Source organism: Paraburkholderia acidisoli (assembly GCF_009789675.1).
GTDB classification, from domain to species: domain Bacteria; phylum Pseudomonadota; class Gammaproteobacteria; order Burkholderiales; family Burkholderiaceae; genus Paraburkholderia; species Paraburkholderia acidisoli.
In genome coordinates this window covers 1,035,567-1,053,117 of record NZ_CP046913.1, presented here as the reverse complement: position 1 = coordinate 1,053,117, position 17,551 = coordinate 1,035,567, and the positions used below count along the sequence as shown (strand labels likewise).

Annotated in this window: 18 protein-coding genes; 6 read left to right on the top strand and 12 right to left on the bottom strand. The window is 64.5% G+C overall.

What is annotated here, in order from left to right; all coding sequences use genetic code 11:
• Window positions 1-25: 25 nt before the first annotated feature.
• On the top strand, window positions 26-1,216 hold the full coding sequence (locus FAZ98_RS04545; RefSeq protein WP_158949197.1) for a pyridoxal phosphate-dependent aminotransferase: 1,191 nt from the start codon (window positions 26-28) through the stop codon (window positions 1,214-1,216).
• A gap of 72 nt (window positions 1,217-1,288) precedes the next feature.
• Here the strand turns inward: FAZ98_RS04545 and FAZ98_RS04540 are convergent, their stop codons facing one another.
• Window positions 1,289-1,930 carry a glutathione S-transferase family protein gene (locus FAZ98_RS04540; protein ID WP_158949195.1) on the bottom strand — a complete coding sequence of 214 codons (642 nt, stop codon included), beginning with the start codon at window positions 1,928-1,930 and terminating at the stop codon, window positions 1,289-1,291.
• Between the two features lie 182 nt (window positions 1,931-2,112).
• On the opposite strand from FAZ98_RS04540, the gene FAZ98_RS04535 reads away from it, so the two are divergent.
• The 5 genes from FAZ98_RS04535 (at window position 2,113) to FAZ98_RS04515 (ending at window position 6,974) form a co-directional block, all read left to right on the top strand.
• A complete protein-coding gene (locus FAZ98_RS04535) occupies window positions 2,113-2,901 on the top strand; it encodes an oxepin-CoA hydrolase, alternative type (protein ID WP_158949193.1) in 789 nt (262 codons plus the stop codon).
• Window positions 2,902-2,915: 14 nt separating this feature from the next.
• Window positions 2,916-3,644: a histidine phosphatase family protein gene (locus FAZ98_RS04530; RefSeq protein ID WP_158951869.1), complete on the top strand. Its 729-nt coding sequence runs from the start codon at window positions 2,916-2,918 to the stop codon at window positions 3,642-3,644.
• A gap of 46 nt (window positions 3,645-3,690) precedes the next feature.
• Window positions 3,691-4,797, top strand: coding sequence for a phosphotransferase (locus FAZ98_RS04525; RefSeq protein ID WP_158949192.1), 1,107 nt, complete (start codon window positions 3,691-3,693; stop codon window positions 4,795-4,797).
• Between the two features lie 65 nt (window positions 4,798-4,862).
• Window positions 4,863-6,122 (top strand): acyl-CoA dehydrogenase family protein, encoded by a 1,260-nt coding sequence (locus tag FAZ98_RS04520; protein ID WP_158949190.1) that lies wholly within the window; start codon window positions 4,863-4,865, stop codon window positions 6,120-6,122.
• A gap of 150 nt (window positions 6,123-6,272) precedes the next feature.
• Window positions 6,273-6,974, top strand: coding sequence for a glutathione binding-like protein (locus tag FAZ98_RS04515; RefSeq protein WP_158949188.1), 702 nt, complete (start codon window positions 6,273-6,275; stop codon window positions 6,972-6,974).
• Window positions 6,975-7,069: 95 nt separating this feature from the next.
• Here the strand turns inward: FAZ98_RS04515 and FAZ98_RS04510 are convergent, their stop codons facing one another.
• The 11 genes from FAZ98_RS04510 to nuoK form a co-directional block, all read right to left on the bottom strand.
• Window positions 7,070-7,564, bottom strand: a complete 495-nt coding sequence (locus FAZ98_RS04510) for a MaoC family dehydratase (protein WP_158951868.1) — start codon at window positions 7,562-7,564, stop codon at window positions 7,070-7,072.
• A 20-nt stretch (window positions 7,565-7,584) separates the two neighbouring features.
• The gene (locus tag FAZ98_RS04505; protein WP_158949186.1) at window positions 7,585-8,043 is read right to left on the bottom strand and encodes a MaoC family dehydratase; all 459 of its coding nucleotides are present in this window, start codon (window positions 8,041-8,043) and stop codon (window positions 7,585-7,587) included.
• A 32-nt stretch (window positions 8,044-8,075) separates the two neighbouring features.
• A complete protein-coding gene (locus FAZ98_RS04500; protein WP_158949184.1) occupies window positions 8,076-9,197 on the bottom strand; it encodes an acyl-CoA dehydrogenase family protein in 1,122 nt (373 codons plus the stop codon).
• Window positions 9,198-9,207: 10 nt separating this feature from the next.
• A complete protein-coding gene (locus tag FAZ98_RS04495; protein ID WP_158949182.1) occupies window positions 9,208-10,416 on the bottom strand; it encodes an acyl-CoA dehydrogenase family protein in 1,209 nt (402 codons plus the stop codon).
• A gap of 63 nt (window positions 10,417-10,479) precedes the next feature.
• Window positions 10,480-10,908, bottom strand: a complete 429-nt coding sequence (locus tag FAZ98_RS04490) for a DUF1178 family protein (RefSeq protein ID WP_158949180.1) — start codon at window positions 10,906-10,908, stop codon at window positions 10,480-10,482.
• Window positions 10,909-11,140: 232 nt separating this feature from the next.
• Window positions 11,141-11,734, bottom strand: a complete 594-nt coding sequence (locus FAZ98_RS04485; protein WP_158949178.1) for an NUDIX domain-containing protein — start codon at window positions 11,732-11,734, stop codon at window positions 11,141-11,143.
• A gap of 95 nt (window positions 11,735-11,829) precedes the next feature.
• Window positions 11,830-12,132: a DUF2818 family protein gene (locus FAZ98_RS04480; protein ID WP_158949176.1), complete on the bottom strand. Its 303-nt coding sequence runs from the start codon at window positions 12,130-12,132 to the stop codon at window positions 11,830-11,832.
• Window positions 12,132-13,604 carry an NADH-quinone oxidoreductase subunit NuoN gene (gene nuoN / locus FAZ98_RS04475; RefSeq protein WP_158949174.1) on the bottom strand — a complete coding sequence of 491 codons (1,473 nt, stop codon included), beginning with the start codon at window positions 13,602-13,604 and terminating at the stop codon, window positions 12,132-12,134. The genes FAZ98_RS04480 and nuoN overlap by 1 nt, the downstream gene beginning before the upstream one ends.
• A 24-nt stretch (window positions 13,605-13,628) precedes the next feature.
• A complete protein-coding gene (locus FAZ98_RS04470) occupies window positions 13,629-15,128 on the bottom strand; it encodes an NADH-quinone oxidoreductase subunit M (RefSeq protein ID WP_158949172.1) in 1,500 nt (499 codons plus the stop codon).
• A 23-nt stretch (window positions 15,129-15,151) separates the two neighbouring features.
• The gene (gene nuoL / locus FAZ98_RS04465; RefSeq protein ID WP_158949170.1) at window positions 15,152-17,212 is read right to left on the bottom strand and encodes an NADH-quinone oxidoreductase subunit L; all 2,061 of its coding nucleotides are present in this window, start codon (window positions 17,210-17,212) and stop codon (window positions 15,152-15,154) included.
• A gap of 14 nt (window positions 17,213-17,226) precedes the next feature.
• On the bottom strand, window positions 17,227-17,532 hold the full coding sequence (nuoK, locus tag FAZ98_RS04460; protein WP_158949168.1) for an NADH-quinone oxidoreductase subunit NuoK: 306 nt from the start codon (window positions 17,530-17,532) through the stop codon (window positions 17,227-17,229).
• Between the last annotated feature and the right edge of the window lie 19 nt (window positions 17,533-17,551).

Below are 17,551 nucleotides of genomic sequence, written 5' to 3'. Positions count from 1 at the left end.
TCCACGAAAGCCTGCCGCTCGCGACATGAACGCTCCGCATTCCCCGAACGCCACGCAGGACGCCCTGCTCACGCCCTCTTTTCCGTCGCGTCTGCCCAACGTCGGCACGACGATCTTCACCGTGATGAGCGCGCTCGCCGCCGAACGAGGCGCGGTGAACCTGGGCCAGGGCTTCCCCGATTTCGATTGCGACGCGCGCATCGTCGACGCGGTTGCGCAGGCCATGCGCGAAGGCCACAACCAGTATCCGCCGATGGCTGGCGTGGCCGCGCTGCGCGAGGCGATCGCCGGCAAGATCGAGCAGGTCTACGGCCGCCGCTATGACGCCAACACCGAGATCACGGTAACGGCGGGCGCGACCCAGGCGCTGCTCACGGCGATTCTCGCGACCGTGCACCCCGGCGACGAAGTGATCGTGGTCGAACCGACTTACGACAGCTATCTGCCCTCGATCGAACTCGCGGGCGGCGTGCCCGTGTTCGTGACGCTCGAAGCGCCCGACTACGCCATCCCGTTCGACCGCCTCGCCGCCGCCATCACGCCGAAAACGCGCCTGATCCTCATCAACACGCCGCACAACCCCACGGGCACGGTCTGGCGCGCCGAGGACATGCAGAAGCTGCAGGACATCGTGCGCGGCACCAACGTGCTGATTCTTTCCGACGAGGTCTACGAGCACATGGTCTACGACGGCCAGCCGCACGAGAGCGTCGCGCGTTACCCGGAGCTGGCCGCGCGCAGCTTCATCGTGTCGAGTTTCGGCAAGACCTATCACGTGACGGGCTGGAAGGTGGGCTATGTGGCCGCGCCCGCGCCGCTCACCGCGGAGTTCCGCAAGGTGCACCAGTTCAACGTGTTCACCGTGAATACGCCCATGCAGTACGGCCTCGCGCAGTATCTGCGCGATCCGAAACCGTATCTCGAACTGCCCGCGTTCTATCAGCAAAAGCGCGACTTCTTCCGCGCCGGTCTCGCCAATACGCGCTTCAAGCTGCTGCCTTGCGAAGGCACGTACTTCCAGTGCGTCGACTATTCGGCGATCAGCGATCTGCCCGAAGCCGAGTTTTCGAAATGGCTCACGACCGAGATCGGCGTGGCCGCGATTCCGGTCTCGGCGTTCTATCACGAGCCGCATGAGTCGGGCGTGGTGCGCTTTTGCTTCGCCAAGCAGGAAAGCACGCTCGCGAGCGCACTCGAGCGGCTCGCGCGCCTTTGAGCCGTGGCGCGCGCGATGCCTCGCCGCCGGTCATCGCACGCGCCGCATCGCCATGCTGGCTGGCGCGAACGCTTACGCGTTCGCCTCGATATACGTCTTGCGGTCGGCGCTCACGCGCTGCGCGGCCGGACGCTCGCCGATCAGCTTGAGGTAGGCGCGCCAGTCGATCCCCACGTCGGCGAGAAAATCGTGGCCGTAGATCGTCTGCGTTGCGCGGCCCACGAGCGGCAAGCTTACGAACGCGGCGGCATCGACCACGCCGAACCGGTCGCCCGCCACGTACGGCGCGAACTTCGCGAGCCGCGCGAAGCCAGCCACATAGCGGCGCAGGCGCTTTTCTATCGTCGTCTTCACCTCGTCGCTGACCGTGCCGCCGAAGAACGCCTCGGCGTACAGCTCGCGCACGTTGAGTTCGAGATGCGTCTCGATGAACACGATCAGTTCGCGCTCCCTGGCGGCCTGCCACGCGTCGGCGGCGAAAATGTGCTTTTCGGGAAAGCGCGCCGCCAGATATTCGACGATCACCCCCGACTCGCACAGAAACCCGTGCTCCGTCTCCAGGTACGGAATCTTGCCGGCCGGCGACTGCGCGTACCGCGACTCGGCGAGCGGCAGCGGCGCCGCCACCTCCTCGAACGCGATGTCGTGTTCCAGCAGCAGGAACTTGACCTTGTTGTAGTAATTCGAAAGCGCGACACCGTGCAGCTTGATCATCGTGATTGCCTCCTTGAGGGCGTCGACGCGAGCGAGCATCGCGCCAGACCGTTTTCTTGAAATTGTACGACCGTGCTATTCTAAGCCTATCCAGGAGCCATGCTTCCCATGAATCATTTCAATATTGAGACAACCGGCGCCGGGCACGTCGCCGATCTTTCCACTTCCCCCGAGATGACGCAATGAGCGCCGAACTTCGCAGCAGCCGCCCGGAAGGCCACGAATCGACGCTCGTTCTGACGCTGTCGAACCCCGGCGCACGCAATGCGCTGCATCCCGACATGTATGCCGCGGCCGTCGAAGCCTTCGACGCCGCCGAGCGCGACACCTCGCTGCGCGCGATCGTGCTCACGGGCGCCGACCACTTCTTCTGCGCGGGCGGCAACCTCAACCGGCTGCTGGAAAACCGCGCGAAGGAGCCGGCCGTGCAAGCCGCCAGCATCGACATGCTGGCTGCGTGGATCACGGCGATGCGGCAGTCGAGCAAGCCGGTGATCGCGGCCGTGGAAGGCGCCGCCGCGGGCGCGGGCTTTTCGCTCGCGCTCGCCGCCGACCTGCTCGTGGCCGCCGACGACGCGAAATTCGTCATGGCCTATTCGCGCGTCGGTCTCACGCCCGACGGCGGCGGCTCGTGGTTCCTCGCCAACGCGTTGCCGCGCGCGCTCGCGTTCGAAGTGATGGTCGAAGGCAAACCGATCAGCGCGGCACGGCTCGCGGAACTGGGCGTGGTGAACCGCGTCGCGAAACCGCACACGGCGCTCGACACGGCGCTCGCCTGGGCCGACGAGATCGCGAAGATTTCGCCGAACTCGGTCGCGCGCATCAAAACCCTCACGAGCGCGGCCACCACGCAGCCGCTCGAAGCGCAACTCGGCGACGAACGCGAGCACTTCGTGGCGTCGCTCCATCATCGCGACGGGCTCGAGGGCATCACCGCGTTCCTCGAAAAGCGCGCCCCGGCCTACAAGTGAGCGCCAGCCACGCCATGAGCGACTACGTGCTGCCCGCGCGCCGCCGCCTCTACGTGATGCGGCACGGCGACGTCACCTATTTCGACGACTCCGGCCGCGCTATCGACCCGGATACCGTGCCGCTCAACGAGCACGGCCGCGCGCAGGCGAGCGCCGCGGGCGCGGCGTTCGCGCTGGCCGGCTTGCGCTTCGACCGGGTGATCGTGAGCGGCCTGCGCCGCACGGTCGAGACGGCCGAGTGCGTGCTCGCGGCCACCGGGCAGTCGATCGCGCTCGAGGTCGAACCGGCGTGGCAGGAAATCCGCGGCGGACGGCTTGCGACGCTCGCGGCATTGCCGCCCGACCAGGTCGAAAGCGCCTTTCTGGGCGCGTTCGACGGCGTCGTGCCCGAAACCACGCGCTTTCTGGGCGGCGAGACCATCGGCGAATTGCTCGATCGCGTGCTGCCCGCGCTCACCGCGCTGCGCGCCGATACCGCGTGGGACACCGCCCTGCTGGTGCTGCACGGCGGCGTGAACCGCGCGATCCTCTCGCACGCGATCACGGCGGGCGGCCGTGCGTTCTTCGGTCATCTCGCCCAGGCCACGGGCTGCATCAACGCGCTCGACGTGGGAACCGCGAGCCACGACTGGGTGGTGCGCACGCTCAACTACGCGCCGCCTGCGCCGCTGCATCGCGACGTACGCAACACGACGATGGAGATGCTGTACGCGCAATATCTGCGCTTTCGCCCGGCAGGCTGAGCGCTCACGGCCATTCCCGGGACAACCCGAAAACACGGAGACGAGCATGGATGGAGACACCGCGAAGCCCACGCCCACCGACTACTCGGCGTTCGAGGGCACGCGCCCCGTGGCCGCGCGCCAGCGCTTCGACATGGACGCGCTGGCCGCGTGGCTCGCCGCGCACGTCGCGGGCTTCGAAGGACCGCTCACGATCGAGCAGTTCGCGGGCGGTCAATCGAACCCGACCTTCAAGCTCGTCACGCCGCGCCGCACTTACGTGATGCGCGCGAAGCCCGGACCGAAAGCCAAGCTGCTGCCTTCCGCGCACGCCATCGAGCGCGAGTATCGCGTGATGGCCGCCCTGGCGGCGACCGAGGTGCCCGTCGCGAACATGCTCGCGCTGTGCGAGGACGAAAGCGTGATCGGCCGCGCGTTCTACGTGATGGAGTTCGTCGAGGGCCGCGTGCTCTGGGATCAGTCGCTGCCCGGCATGACGCCCGAGCAGCGCGGCGCGATCTACGGCGAGATGAATCGCGTGATCGCGGCGCTCCACAACGTGAAGCCCGAGGCTGTCGGTCTCGCCGATTACGGCAAACCCGGCAACTATTTCGCGCGCCAGATCGACCGCTGGAGCCGCCAGTATCTGGCTTCGGAAACCGAGCCCATCGACGCCATGCACCGGCTGATCGAATGGCTGCCGCAGCACATGCCCGACGAATCCAATGCGAACGACACGCGGGTTTCGGTCGTGCACGGCGACTACCGGCTCGACAACCTGATCTTTCATCCGCACGAGCCGCGCGTGCTGGCCGTGCTCGACTGGGAACTCTCCACGCTCGGTCATCCGCTCGCCGACTTCTCGTATCACTGCATGGCGTGGCATGTCGATCCCGCGCAGTTTCGCGGCATCGCCGGGCTCGACTGGAAAGCGCTCGGCATTCCCGACGAAGCGCACTACGTCGCACGCTATTGCGAGCGCACGGGCGTCGAGATTCGCGGCGACTGGAACTTCTACCTCGCCTACAACATGTTCCGCATCGCGGCGATCCTGCAAGGAATCATGAAGCGCGTGGTGGACGGCACGGCCGCGAGCGCGCAAGCCGCCGACGCGGGCCGCCGCGCGAAGCCCATGGCCGAACTCGCCTGGCGCTACGCACGGAAAGTGCGCTGAATCCGCTTACGCCGTATCGCATCACCCTTTTCTCTCTGTCATTGCATCGCATTGCGAGGTCACGGATGAACTTCGATTACTCCCCGAAAGTGCAGGCGCTGCGCGAGAAACTGCTCGCGTTCTTCGACGAACACATCTACCCGAACGAAGCCGTGTTTCACGCCGAAGTCGAGCGCAATCGCGCGGACGGCAACGCGTGGGTGCCCACGGAAATCGTCGAGCAGCTCAAGGAAAAGGCCCGCGAGGCCGGACTCTGGAATCTGTTCCTGCCCGACTCCGTGCGCGGCGCGGGACTCACGAACCTCGAATACGCGCCGCTCTGCGAAATCATGGGCCGCGTGCACTGGGCGCCCGAAGTGTTCAACTGCAGCGCGCCCGACACCGGCAACATGGAGACGATCGAACGCTACGGCAGCGAGGCGCACAAGCTGCAGTGGCTCGAACCCTTGCTGCAAGGCCAGATCCGCTCGGCGTTTCTGATGACGGAGCCCGATGTGGCGTCGTCGGATGCGACCAATATCCAGACGCGCATCGAGCGCGACGGCGACGACTACGTGATCAACGGCACGAAATGGTGGTCGTCGGGCGCGGGCGACCCGCGCTGCGCGATCTACATCGTCATGGGCAAGACCGATCCCGACGCGCCGCGCCACACCCAGCAGTCGATGATCCTCGTGCCCGCGGATTCGGCCGGCATTACCGTGCGCCGCCCGCTCACGGTGTTCGGTTACGACGACGCGCCGCACGGCCACATGGAAATCACGCTGGAGAACGTGCGCGTGCCCGCGTCGAACATTCTGCTCGGCGAAGGCCGAGGTTTCGAGATCGCGCAGGGGCGGCTCGGGCCGGGCCGCATTCACCATTGCATGCGGCTGATCGGCCTCGCCGAGCGCGCGCTCGAACTCATGGCGAAGCGCGCCTTGGCGCGCGTTGCGTTCGGCAAGCCCGTGGCCGCGCAATCGGTCACGCAGGAGCGCATCGCCGAGGCGCGCTGCATGATCGACCAGGCGCGCCTGCTCACGCTCAAGACCGCGTACATGATGGACACCGTGGGCAACAAGGGCGCGCGCGGCGAGATCGCCATGATCAAGGTGGTCGCGCCGAACATGGCCTGCCAGGTGATCGACTGGGCGATGCAGGTGTACGGCGCGGCGGGCGTTTCCGGCGATTTCCCGCTCGCGTATGCGTATGCCTCGGCGCGCACGCTGCGGTTCGCCGACGGCCCCGACGAGGTGCACCGCAACGCCATCGCCAAGCTCGAATTCGCGCGCTACATGGACACGGACGCGGCGTCGCGCGTCGAGTTGCCCGTCACGCGTTCCTGACGCGTTCGCGTTAAGTCCACAAGCCCAGCAGGGGCGCTCCGGCGCCCTCTGCGGGCCGCGTCGAACTGTGCTAATTTGCGCCAGATCCGGCGCCGCAACGTGCCACTTTTGCACGCGGCGGCGCTTACTTCATGGTGCCAAGGAGCCACGATGATCGACGTTTATAGCTGGGCCACGCCGAACGGCCACAAAGTCCACATCATGCTCGAGGAAACGGGCCTCGAGTACAACGTGCATGCCGTCGATATCGGCGCGGGCGATCAGTTCAAGGCCGAGTTTCTCGACATCAGCCCGAACAACAAGATCCCCGCCATCACCGACTCCGAAGGCCCGCGCCGCGCCGACGGCAAGCCGTTCTCGCTGTTCGAGTCGGGCGCGATCCTGCTCTATCTCGCGGCGAAGACGGGGCGCTTCCTGCCCGAGGATCTGGCCGCGCGCTACGACGTGCTGCAATGGGTGATGTTTCAGATGGGCGGCCTCGGCCCGATGCTCGGCCAGGCGCACCACTTCCGCATCTACGCGCCGGAGAAGATCGAGTACGCGGTCAATCGCTACACGAACGAAGCGAAGCGCCTCTACAACGTGATGGAAACCCAGCTCGGCAAGACCGAATATCTGGCCGGCAACGAGTACACCATCGCCGATATCGCGGCGTTCCCGTGGACGCGTTCTTGGCAGAACCAGGGCATCGAGCTGGACGCCCTGCCCAACGTGAAGCGCTGGCACGAAGCCATCGCGGCGCGCCCGGCGGTGCAGCGCGGCGTGGAAGTGCTCGCCAACGCGCGCAAGCCGCTCATGGACGAGAAGGCGAAGGAAATGCTGTTCGGCGCGACGCAATACGAGAAGCGCTGATCGCCACGCACGCGTATTGCCTGAAGCCGCAACGAATCAAGGGCGCCCGCTTCGAGCGGAGCGCCCTTTTTTATCGCTTGCGCGAATTCAACGGCTTAGAAGTAATGCCGCGTGATGAGCTCCGCGACGCAGGCCGGGCGCGCGTTCGCCCCCTCGCGCTCTTCGCGCTCGATCACGATCTCCCAGACCACCTGCAGGCAGCCGCGATCGACGTCGCTCGCCTCCTTCACGCCGATGCGCGCGCGCACCTTCGCGCCCACGGGCACCGGCTGCGTGAAACGCACGCGATTGAGCCCGTAGTTCACGCCCATGCGCTGACGAATCTCGAGGCTCGCTTCGAGCAGCGCCGGAATCAACGAGAGCGTGAGAAAGCCATGTGCGATCGGGCCGCCGAACGGCGACTCGCGGCGCGCGCGTTCGGCGTCGAGATGAATCCACTGGTGGTCGCCCGTGGCGTCGGCGAACCCTTGCACGTCGGCGGCGCTGACCTCGCGCCACGCGCTCAGGATGGGCGCTGCGCCCACGAGCGCGCGCAATCCCTCCGCATCGGCGATACACCTCCTGACCGCGTCGTTCGCGTCGACGTTCATGCCGCCGCTCATTCCACGGTTCACGATGCGGCTCCCGGATGACGCAGGCCGAACAGCGCTTTCGAGCGCACCGTCACGATCAGTTCGCCGTGCTGGTTATGGCCTTCCCAGCGCGTTTCGACGATACCGCGATCGGGCTTGCTCGCCGACACGCGCTTGTCCACGACGATATTCGTCATCGTGAGCGTGTCGCCGACGCGCGTGGGCTTGAGCCAGCGAATGTCGTCGACGCCGGGCGAGCCCATCGACGTCGAATCCTTGAGGAAGTGGCGTACGAGCATGCCCATCATGACCGAGCACGTGTGCCAGCCGCTCGCCACGAGGCCGCCGAACATCGACGACCCGGCCGCGGCCTCGTCGACGTGAAACGGCTGCGGGTCGAACTCCGAGGCGAAACGGACGATTTCGTCGCGCTCGAACGTGTGCGAGCCGACCACGTAGCGTTTGCCCACTTCCAGATCTTCGTAGCTGATGCCCATGCGGGTCTCCTCGTTGTGATGCGCGCCGCGCCTCATGCTGCCTGCGAGAACCCCGGCAGCGAGGCGAAGCGTTCGAGATGATGATCGACGTCGCCGAGCGTCGTTTCGATGATGGCGAGCCGCTTGAACCCGTGCGCCGCCGCAACCTCGTTCGTCACGCCCATGCCGCCGTGCAGTTGCACGGCCTGCTGACCGACGAAGCGCGCCGCCTGCCCCACGCGCACCTTGGCCGCCGAAATCGCGCGACGCCGCGCGTCGGCGGATTCGCTACTGTAGCGCGCGGCCGCGAGATACGTGATCGAGCGGGCTTGCTCGGCGTGGATCAGCATCTCGGCCATGCGATGCTGGAGCGCCTGGAAGCGCGCGATCGGCACGCCGAACTGCTGGCGCGTTTTCGTGTACTCGACGGTCGCCGCCGTGAGCGCGTCGATGACGCCGAGCGCTTCCGCGCACAGCAGGAAGGTCGCGTAGTCGGCAACGCGCTCCCACGTGGCCGCGGCGTTCTGCACGCCGGCCAGCTGTCGCGCGGGCGTGTTCGCGAACGTGAGCGTGGCGGCGCGCTGGCCGTCGATCGTGCGGTAGTCCGTCACCTCGGCGCCGCCCTCCTCGCGCGCGACGACGAACAACGCCACCTCGCCCGCGAGCCGCGCGGGCACGATCCAGTAGTCGGCTTGCGCGCCGTGCTGCACGACCGATTTCGTGCCGCTCAGCATGTAGCCCTCGCCATTTTTCTGGGCCTGGGTCTCGAGCGCGAACAGATCGTAGCGCGCGCCCGGTTCGTGAAACGCCACGGCCAGCTTGATCTCGCCCGCCGCCACGCGCGCGAGCAACGCGGCGTTTTCGCTCGCCGCATCCGCGAGCTTCAGCGCTTCCACGCCCACGGCGTTCGCCCAGTAAGGCTCGACCGCGAGCGCGCGGCCCAGCGCCTGCATGACCACGAGCATGTCGAACGGCGTACCGTCGAAGCCGCCCTGGTTCGACGGCACCGGCAGCGCGGTCAGCCCGAGTTCGGTGAACGCCTTCCAGTGCGCGTCCGACACCCCATCGGCGGACTTGACGATCGCCTGGCGGGCTTCGAAGCCATATTGCTTGTCGAGATAACGACGCAGCGCGTCGGCGAGTTGCTGTTGCTCTTCGGTGAAATTGAAGTCCATGCGCCGCTCCTCAAAGCCCAAGAATCATCTGCGCGATGATGTTCTTCTGGATCTCGTTCGACCCGCCGTAAATAGACGTCTTGCGATAGTTGAAGTAGTACGCGGCAAGCGGCGCGGCGGCGTCGTCCCCGGCTACGGAATGCGCGTGCTCGCCTTCGAGGAACGGCACGTCGAACGGCGCCGCGAGCGGACCCACGGCATCGACCATCAACTCGGTCAGCGCTTGCTGGATCTCGGTGCCCTTGATCTTGAGCATGGAAGCCTCGGGCCCCGGCCCGCGCGCGTTGGCGGCGGCGGCAATCACGCGTTCGGCCGTGACTTCGAGCGCCATCAGTTCGATCTCGACGGCGGCCACGCGCGCGGCGAACACGGGATCGTGGAGCAGCGGCTTGCCGTGCTTCTTTTGCCCGAGCGCGACGCGCTTGAGAAACGCGAGTTCGCGATTCGACGCGCCCACGCGCGCGATGCCCGTGCGCTCGTGGCCGAGCAAATACTTCGCGTAGGTCCAGCCGCGATTTTCCTCGCCGACGAGATTCTCCACGGGCACCTTCACGTCCTCGAAGAACACCTCGTTGACTTCGTGATCCTCGTCGAGCGTGATGATCGGGCGCACCGTAATACCGGGCGATTTCATGTCGATCAGCAGGAAAGAGATGCCCTCCTGCTTCTTCGCCTCGGGGTCCGTGCGCACGAGGCAGAACATCATGTCGGCGTGCTGGCCGAGCGTGGTCCAGGTCTTCTGACCGTTGACGACGTAGTGATCGCCTGCGTTATCGTGAACGCGCACGGCGCGCGTGCGCAGCGAGGCGAGATCGGAACCCGAGCCCGGCTCCGAATAGCCCTGGCACCACCAGTCTTCGCCCGAAAGAATGCGTGGCAGATAGCGGCGCTGCTGCGCCTCGCTGCCGTATTTCATGAGCACGGGCGCGACCATCGACACACCGAACGGCAGCACGATCGGCGCACCGATGCGCCCGCATTCGGCGTCCCAGATATGGCGTTGCGTTTCGGTCCAACCGGGGCCGCCCCATTGCACGGGCCACGCGGGCGCGGACCAGCCCTGCTTGCCGAGCAGCCGGTGCCAGCCGGCGATGTCGTCGCGGCTAAGCCGTTTGTGGTTGAGTACCTTGTCGCGCAGCGCGTGAGGCAGATTGGCCTCTAGCCAGGCGCGAACTTCGGCGCGGAATGCGTCGTCGGCGGGGGTGGTGTCCAGATCCATGCGCAGTGTCTCCTGACCGCGGCCGGTGCGGGCGAACCCACGCCGCGGCGAAGACCCGCGCGGCTATTGCAGCGGACCCTTCAGCGCGGCCGGAACCGGCAGCGGCATCACGTCGATGCCTTCTTCGACGAGGGCGCGCGCATCTTCCGCCGAAGCCACGCCGCGAATGTTGCGCGAGGGTGCTTCGTTGTAATGCATGCGTCGCGCCTCCTCGGCGAAACGGTCGCCCACGTTCTCCGTCTTCTCGAGGACCTCGCGAATCGCGCGCAGCGCGTGCGCCTGCCATTGCTGCGCCTCGCGCGAAACGGGCTTGGGCTCGCTCGCGCCGGACAGATTCAAACGGGGCGCGGACGGCAGACGGCTGACTTCGGTGGCACCGCACATCGGACATTCAACCAGCTTGCGGGAAAGCTGCGACTCGAAGTCGTCAGCCGACGCGAACCAGCCTTCGAACCGATGGCCGTCTGGGCACTGTAAATCGAGGACCTTCATGGGGAATCGGGGCTTGCGAGGAGTTTAGCGCAAATCTTAAATTTATGAACGATCGTTCGAAAAAACCTCCGTGCGCTCGGCCGGGTGATGTTTCGAAGATGCGAGATTGTAGCGCCGCCACAAAAGTGTCGCTGAAAGCGGTTGGGCGGCGCATCAATGCAAAACGGCGGCCACCAGGGCCGCCGTTTTGCTGGATCCGCGTCATTCAATCGCTGGATCGCTGCGTACGTCTTCAGCCCTGCTCGGGCTTTGCGAGCGGCCACGCGCCGGAGAGCGCCTTCTCGAGCCAGAAGGTCCCAATGATCGTCTTCACGTCGGTGATCTTGCCGGTGCGCACCCATTCGAGCAGTTCCGGCACCGTCGCCGTGAAGGTTTCGAGGAATTCGCCTTCGTCGAGCTGTGCCGCGCCCGCCGTCAGGCCGCGCGCCAGATAGATGTCGATGAACTCGGTCGAATACGAGATCACGGGATGGATCTGCGCGAGATAAACGTATTCGCGCGCCGTGTAGCCCGTCTCTTCCTTGAGTTCGCGGATCGCGCACGCGAGCGCGCCTTCCTGCGGATCGAGCTTGCCGGCCGGAAACTCCGTCATCACTCGCGAAAGCGGATAACGATACTGACGCTCCATCAGCACGCGGCCGTCGTCGAACAGCGGAATCACCATGACCGCGCCCGGATGCTGGACGAATTCGCGCGTTGCATGCTTGCCGTCGGGCAACGCCACCGTGTCGCGCTTGAGCGTGAGGAAATTGCCCGCGTAGAGCGTCGTGCTTTCCACGCACGTTTCGGCCAGCGCCGGATCGTGTTGAGGATGTTCAGCAGCCATGTTTGCGCCTCGGAATGCTTGGGATTCGGGATGTGCGGGCACGCCACTCGAAGGACATGCCTTTCGCTAGCCGGCCGCGAAGGCCGGCGCGCGCATCACGCCAGACGGCGTTTGACGAGATATTGCCAGGTGAAGCCGGGGAACGCGAACACCACGAACAGACTGAAGGTGATCGCGTAGAACTGCCAGCCCTGGTCGAAACGGTTGCCGGCGCGAGCTTCCAGCAGGAAGCCGAACGCACCGACCACACCATACAGCACGATCATTTCAGCGATGCGAATCCACGCATTCTTCTTCGTCGTGCGCAGCGGCACAACGCCGAAGAGTCGCTGATTGAAGAACGGCAGGTTGGCGCCCGCGAGCGCCAACAATACGATGAACCAACCCGCTGCCGACATCAGAGCGGCAGCGTGTGCGAGACGGCTTGCAGGCAGAGCGACATCAGCGGGCCCGGAATGATGCCGAGCACGAGCACGGCCGCGCCATTGAGCGTGAGCAGCGCGCGGTTGCAGGCGTGGCTTTCGATGGCCGATTCGTCCTGCGGCGCGTCGAAATACATCAGCTTGACGATACGCAGGTAGTAGAACGCGCCGAACAGCGAGGTGATCACGGCGAGCACGGCGAGCCACGTGAGGCCGGCGTTCATCGTGGCCTCGAGCACGGCGAGCTTCGCGTAGAAGCCGACCGTCGGCGGAATGCCGGCGAGCGAGAACATCATGAGCATCATGACGAACGCGAACACCGGGCTGCGCTGGTTCAAGCCCTTGAAGTCGTCGAGCGTTTCCGCCTCGAAGTCGCGGCGCGCGAGCAGCATGACGACGCCGAACGCGCCGAGCGTCGTGATCAGATAGACGATGCTGTAGAACATGGCCGAGCTATACGCGCTGGCCGCGCCCGTCGCCTTGTTGTCGACGATGCCGGCGAGCAGGCCGAGCAGCACGAAGCCCATGTTCGAGATAGCCGAGTACGCCAGCATGCGCTTGACGTTGCGCTGCACGATACCCGTGATGTTGCCGACGATCATCGAGAGCGCGGCGAGAATGATCAGCATCTCTTGCCAGTCGACGGCGAGCGGCAGCAGGCCCATCACCAGGAAGCGCACGGCCCACGCGAAGGCCGCGACCTTCGGACCGCCGCCGGTGAGCAACGTCATGGCCGTGGGCGCGCCTTGATAGACGTCGGGCACCCACATGTGGAACGGCACCGCGCCCATCTTGAACGCCACGCCCGCCACGATGAACACCACGCCGAACAGCAGCACGATGTCGTTGATGTGGCCCGAGGCGATGGCCTTGAACACTTCGCTCAGTTCGAGCGCGCCGGTCGCGCCGTACAGCATGGAGATGCCGTAGAGCAGGAAGCCCGAAGCGAGCGCGCCCAGCACGTAGTACTTCATGGCCGCTTCGTTCGACTGCGTCGCGTTACGGCGCAGCGCGATGACCGCGTAGAGCGCCAGCGACATCAGTTCGAGGCCGAGATACAGCGTGAGGAAGTTGTTGCCCGAGATCATGCAGATCTGGCCGAGCAGCGAGAACATGCCCAACAGGAAGAACTCGCCCCGGAACATGTCGCGGTCTTCGAGGTACTTGCGCGAATAGACGATCGACACGGCATAGCCGAGCGTGACCACCGACTTCATCGCGCTGGCGAAGGCGTCCACCACGTACATGCGCGTGAAGTAGTAGTACACGTGCGGATCGAACGCGTTCACCGCGAACCAGATGCCGGCGAGCACCGTGGTCACGAGGGCGATGAAATAGGTCGTACGCCGGCCCGAAGGACCGGAAAACGTGTCGTTGATCCACGCAACGACGAGGCCGGCCATGACCAGCGCGTCGGGCAGCAGAGCGTTCAAAGGGGCGTTTGGCATGATCTTATGTTCCTCCGCTCGGTATTACTGTGACAGCGGCAGTTTCGACACTGCGACGTGGGAGAGGAGGTTTTCCACGGAAACGTGCATCACATCGGTAAAGGGCTTCGGGTAGATGCCCATGAAAAGCGTGAACAGCGCGAGCACCGCCAGCATGAGGTATTCGCGACCGTTGATGTCCTTCAGCTCGCGAACGTGATCGTTCGCGATGGCGCCGAAGTATACGCGCTTGTACATCCACAACGTATAAGCCGCACCCAGGATCAGCGTGAACGCCGCCCCGAAAGCGATCCAGAAGTTGTACTTCACTGCCGCCAGAATCACCATGAATTCGCCGACGAACCCGGAGGTGCCCGGCAACCCGCAGTTGGCCATGGCGAACAGCATGGCCAGCGCCGCGAACTTCGGCATGGTGTTGACGACGCCGCCGTAGTCGGCGATGTCGCGCGTGTGCATGCGGTCGTACAGCACCCCGATGCACAGGAACATGGCGCCCGAGACGAAACCGTGCGAGATCATCTGGATGATCGCGCCTTCGATCGCGAGCTGGCTCGAGGGGCCGAACATAAAGAAGCCGAGCGTGACGAAGCCCATGTGGGCGATCGACGAATACGCGACCAGCTTCTTCATGTCCGCCTGCACCATCGCCACGAGACCGATGTAGATCACGGCGATGAGCGAGAGCGTGATGATGACGGGCGCCAGATAGTGGCTCGCGTCCGGCGCGACCGGCAGCGAAAAACGCAGGAAACCGTACGCGCCGAGCTTGAGCATGATGGCGGCCAGCACGACCGAGCCGCCCGTGGGCGCCTCGACGTGCGCGTCCGGCAACCACGTGTGGACCGGCCACATCGGCACCTTGACGGCGAACGCGAAGAAGAACGCGATGAACAGCAGGATCTGCGGCGTCATGGCGAGTCGGGCGTTCTGCCAGGTGGCGAGGTCGAACGTCCCCGTCACGCGGTAGAGATACAGCAACGCAACCAGCATCAGCAGCGAGCCGGCGAGCGTGTAGAGAAAGAACTTGAACGCCGCATACACGCGGTTCGGGCCGCCCCAGATACCGATGATGATGTACATCGGAATGAGCGTGGCTTCGAAGAACACGTAGAACAGCAGGCCGTCCGCCGAGCTGAACACGCCGATCATCAGGCCCGAGAGGATGAGGAACGCCGAGTAGTACTGCGCGACGTTCTTCGTGATGACCTGCCAGCCCGCGATCACGACGATCACGGTGATGAGCGCCGTGAGCACCACGAACCACATCGAGATGCCGTCGACGCCCAGGTGATACGCAATATTGAACCGGTCGATCCAGACCGACTTCTCCTCGAACTGCAGCGCAGCCGTAGTGGTGTCGAAGCCCGAAACGAGCGGAAGGGTGACGAGGAAACTAAGCACCGAACCGATAAGCGCGAGCCAGCGGTCCGCGCTCGGGTTCCGTTTGGAACCCACTACCAAAACGACGATGCCAGAAATGATTGGCATCCAGATCGCAATACTGAGAATCGGAGTTGCGTGCATGCGTTTCCTCGCCTTATTTTGCCTTATTTGCCGCTGAGCGTTACAAACAGGGTAAGGAGGCCAAGCATGCCAATGATCATGGCAAATGCGTAGTGATAGATATAGCCGGATTGCAGGAAACGAATGACAGTTGCAAACCAGCCGATAAACTTGGCGCTCCCGTTCACGACGCCGTCGATCACGACGACATCGCCCTCCTTCCACAGACCGCGACCGATGGCAACCGCTCCGCGCGCGAAGACGATTTCGTTGATCTTGTCGAGGTAATACGCGTTTGCCAGCAGCTTGTAGACCGGCGAGAACGTGCGCTGCACGACGGTCGGCAGATCCGGGCGCTTCATGTAGAAGAACCACGCCACCACCACACCCGCGAGTGCGAGCCACACCGGCAGACCCGAGAACGCATGCGCGCCCATCGCGGCCCAACCCTGGAATTCCTTGCCCATCTCGGCGAGCGCTTCATGGTTTTCGCCGATGAAGATCACGTTCTGGAACGCGACGCCGTTCTGGAAGAAGCTGCCGTAGAGCAACGGTCCGATCGCGACCGCGCCGGCGATCACCGAAGGAATCGCGAGCAGGACGAGCGGAACCCAGACGACCCACGGCGACTCGTGCGGCACGTGCACGTGATGGTCGTCGTGACCGTGGCCATGACCATGACCGTCGTGCGCAGCCTTGGCCGCCTCGATCGCCATCGGCGACTCCGGATGCTTCGGACCGCGGAAACGCTCTTCACCGTGGAACACGAGGAAGTACATACGGAACGAGTACAGCGCCGTGACGAACACGCTGGCGACCACGGCGAAGTACGCGAAGCCCGAGCCCGGCAGATGCGAGAGCTTCACGGCGTCGATGATCGAGTCCTTCGAGTAGAAGCCCGAGAAGAACGGCGTGCCGATCAGCGCGAGCGAGCCGATCAGCGACGTGATCCAGGTAATGGGCATGTACTTGCGCAGACCGCCCATGTTGCGCATGTCCTGGTCGTGGTGCATGCCCATGATCACCGAACCCGCGCCGAGGAACAGCAGCGCCTTGAAGAACGCGTGCGTCATCAGGTGGAAGATCGCGACCGGATACGCCGAGACGCCGAGCGCGACCGTCATGTAGCCGAGCTGCGAGAGCGTGGAATACGCGACCACGCGCTTGATGTCGTTCTGCACCACGCCGAGGAAGCCCATGAACAGCGCGGTGATCGAGCCGATCACGACGATGAACGACAGCGCCGCTTCCGACAATTCGAACAGCGGCGACATGCGCGCGACCATGAAGATACCGGCCGTGACCATGGTGGCCGCGTGGATCAGTGCCGAGATCGGCGTCGGGCCTTCCATCGAATCGGGCAGCCAGACGTGCAGCGGGAACTGCGCCGACTTACCCATCGCGCCGATGAAGAGGCAGATACACGCTGCGGTGAGCAGGTTCCACGAGGTGCCCGGGAACGTCAGCGCCGCGAGTTCGTGGCCCTTCGCGAACACGTCGTTGTAGTTCAGCGAGCCGCCGTACGCGAGCAGGAGACCGATGCCCAGCAGGAAGCCGAAGTCGCCCACGCGGTTCACGAGGAACGCCTTCATGTTCGCGTAGATGGCGCTTTCACGCTTGAAGTAGAAACCGATCAGCAGGTACGAAACGAGACCCACCGCTTCCCAGCCGAAGAACAGCTGCAGGAAGTTGTTGCTCATCACGAGCATCAGCATCGAGAACGTGAACAGGGCGATGTACGAGAAGAAGCGCTGGTAGCCCTCCTCCTCCGCCATGTAGCCGATGGTGTACACGTGCACCATGAGCGACACGAAGGTCACGACGATCATCATGAGCGCCGTCAGCGAGTCAATCAGGAAGCCCACTTCGAACTTCAGGCCGCCGACCGACATCCATTCGTAGATCGTGGCATTGAAGCTCGCGCCGTTCAGCACGTCGAAGAACGTGATGCACGAGAGCACGAACGCGATCGCCACGCCCAGAATGGTGACCGTGTGCGCGCCCGCGCGCCCAACCGTCTTGCCAAAGAGACCGGCAATGAGGGAGCCGGCGAGAGGAGCCAGCGGGATCGCCAGCAGAAGAGTTTCGTTAAGAGTCGTTGCCATAAATTCAGCCTGCCTTAGCCTTTGAGCTGATCGAGATCCTCGACATTGATGGTGTCGAGGCTGCGGAACAGGGTCACAAGAATAGCCAGACCAATTGCAGCTTCCGCCGCCGCAACTGTAAGCACGAAGAACACGAAAATCTGTCCGTGAACGTCACCGAGATAATGCGAGAACGCGACGAAATTCGTGTTCACCGCCAACAGCATCAGCTCAATCGCCATCAGGATGATGATGACGTTGCGCCGATTCAAAAAAATTCCGACGATAGAGATCGCGAAGAGGATCCCGCCGAGGACGAGGTAATGGGCCAGTGTCAACATGGTGGTTCGCTCCTTGGCG

Coding starts and splice junctions, on each gene's coding strand:
- FAZ98_RS04545 (WP_158949197.1), top strand. CDS start 26: ATGAACGCTCCGCATTCCCCGAACGCCACGCAGGACGCCCTGCTCACG.
- FAZ98_RS04540 (WP_158949195.1), bottom strand. CDS start 1,930: ATGATCAAGCTGCACGGTGTCGCGCTTTCGAATTACTACAACAAGGTC.
- FAZ98_RS04535 (WP_158949193.1), top strand. CDS start 2,113: ATGAGCGCCGAACTTCGCAGCAGCCGCCCGGAAGGCCACGAATCGACG.
- FAZ98_RS04530 (WP_158951869.1), top strand. CDS start 2,916: ATGAGCGACTACGTGCTGCCCGCGCGCCGCCGCCTCTACGTGATGCGG.
- FAZ98_RS04525 (WP_158949192.1), top strand. CDS start 3,691: ATGGATGGAGACACCGCGAAGCCCACGCCCACCGACTACTCGGCGTTC.
- FAZ98_RS04520 (WP_158949190.1), top strand. CDS start 4,863: ATGAACTTCGATTACTCCCCGAAAGTGCAGGCGCTGCGCGAGAAACTG.
- FAZ98_RS04515 (WP_158949188.1), top strand. CDS start 6,273: ATGATCGACGTTTATAGCTGGGCCACGCCGAACGGCCACAAAGTCCAC.
- FAZ98_RS04510 (WP_158951868.1), bottom strand. CDS start 7,564: ATGAACGTCGACGCGAACGACGCGGTCAGGAGGTGTATCGCCGATGCG.
- FAZ98_RS04505 (WP_158949186.1), bottom strand. CDS start 8,043: ATGGGCATCAGCTACGAAGATCTGGAAGTGGGCAAACGCTACGTGGTC.
- FAZ98_RS04500 (WP_158949184.1), bottom strand. CDS start 9,197: ATGGACTTCAATTTCACCGAAGAGCAACAGCAACTCGCCGACGCGCTG.
- FAZ98_RS04495 (WP_158949182.1), bottom strand. CDS start 10,416: ATGGATCTGGACACCACCCCCGCCGACGACGCATTCCGCGCCGAAGTT.
- FAZ98_RS04490 (WP_158949180.1), bottom strand. CDS start 10,908: ATGAAGGTCCTCGATTTACAGTGCCCAGACGGCCATCGGTTCGAAGGC.
- FAZ98_RS04485 (WP_158949178.1), bottom strand. CDS start 11,734: ATGGCTGCTGAACATCCTCAACACGATCCGGCGCTGGCCGAAACGTGC.
- FAZ98_RS04480 (WP_158949176.1), bottom strand. CDS start 12,132: ATGTCGGCAGCGGGTTGGTTCATCGTATTGTTGGCGCTCGCGGGCGCC.
- nuoN (WP_158949174.1), bottom strand. CDS start 13,604: ATGCCAAACGCCCCTTTGAACGCTCTGCTGCCCGACGCGCTGGTCATG.
- FAZ98_RS04470 (WP_158949172.1), bottom strand. CDS start 15,128: ATGCACGCAACTCCGATTCTCAGTATTGCGATCTGGATGCCAATCATT.
- nuoL (WP_158949170.1), bottom strand. CDS start 17,212: ATGGCAACGACTCTTAACGAAACTCTTCTGCTGGCGATCCCGCTGGCT.
- nuoK (WP_158949168.1), bottom strand. CDS start 17,532: ATGTTGACACTGGCCCATTACCTCGTCCTCGGCGGGATCCTCTTCGCG.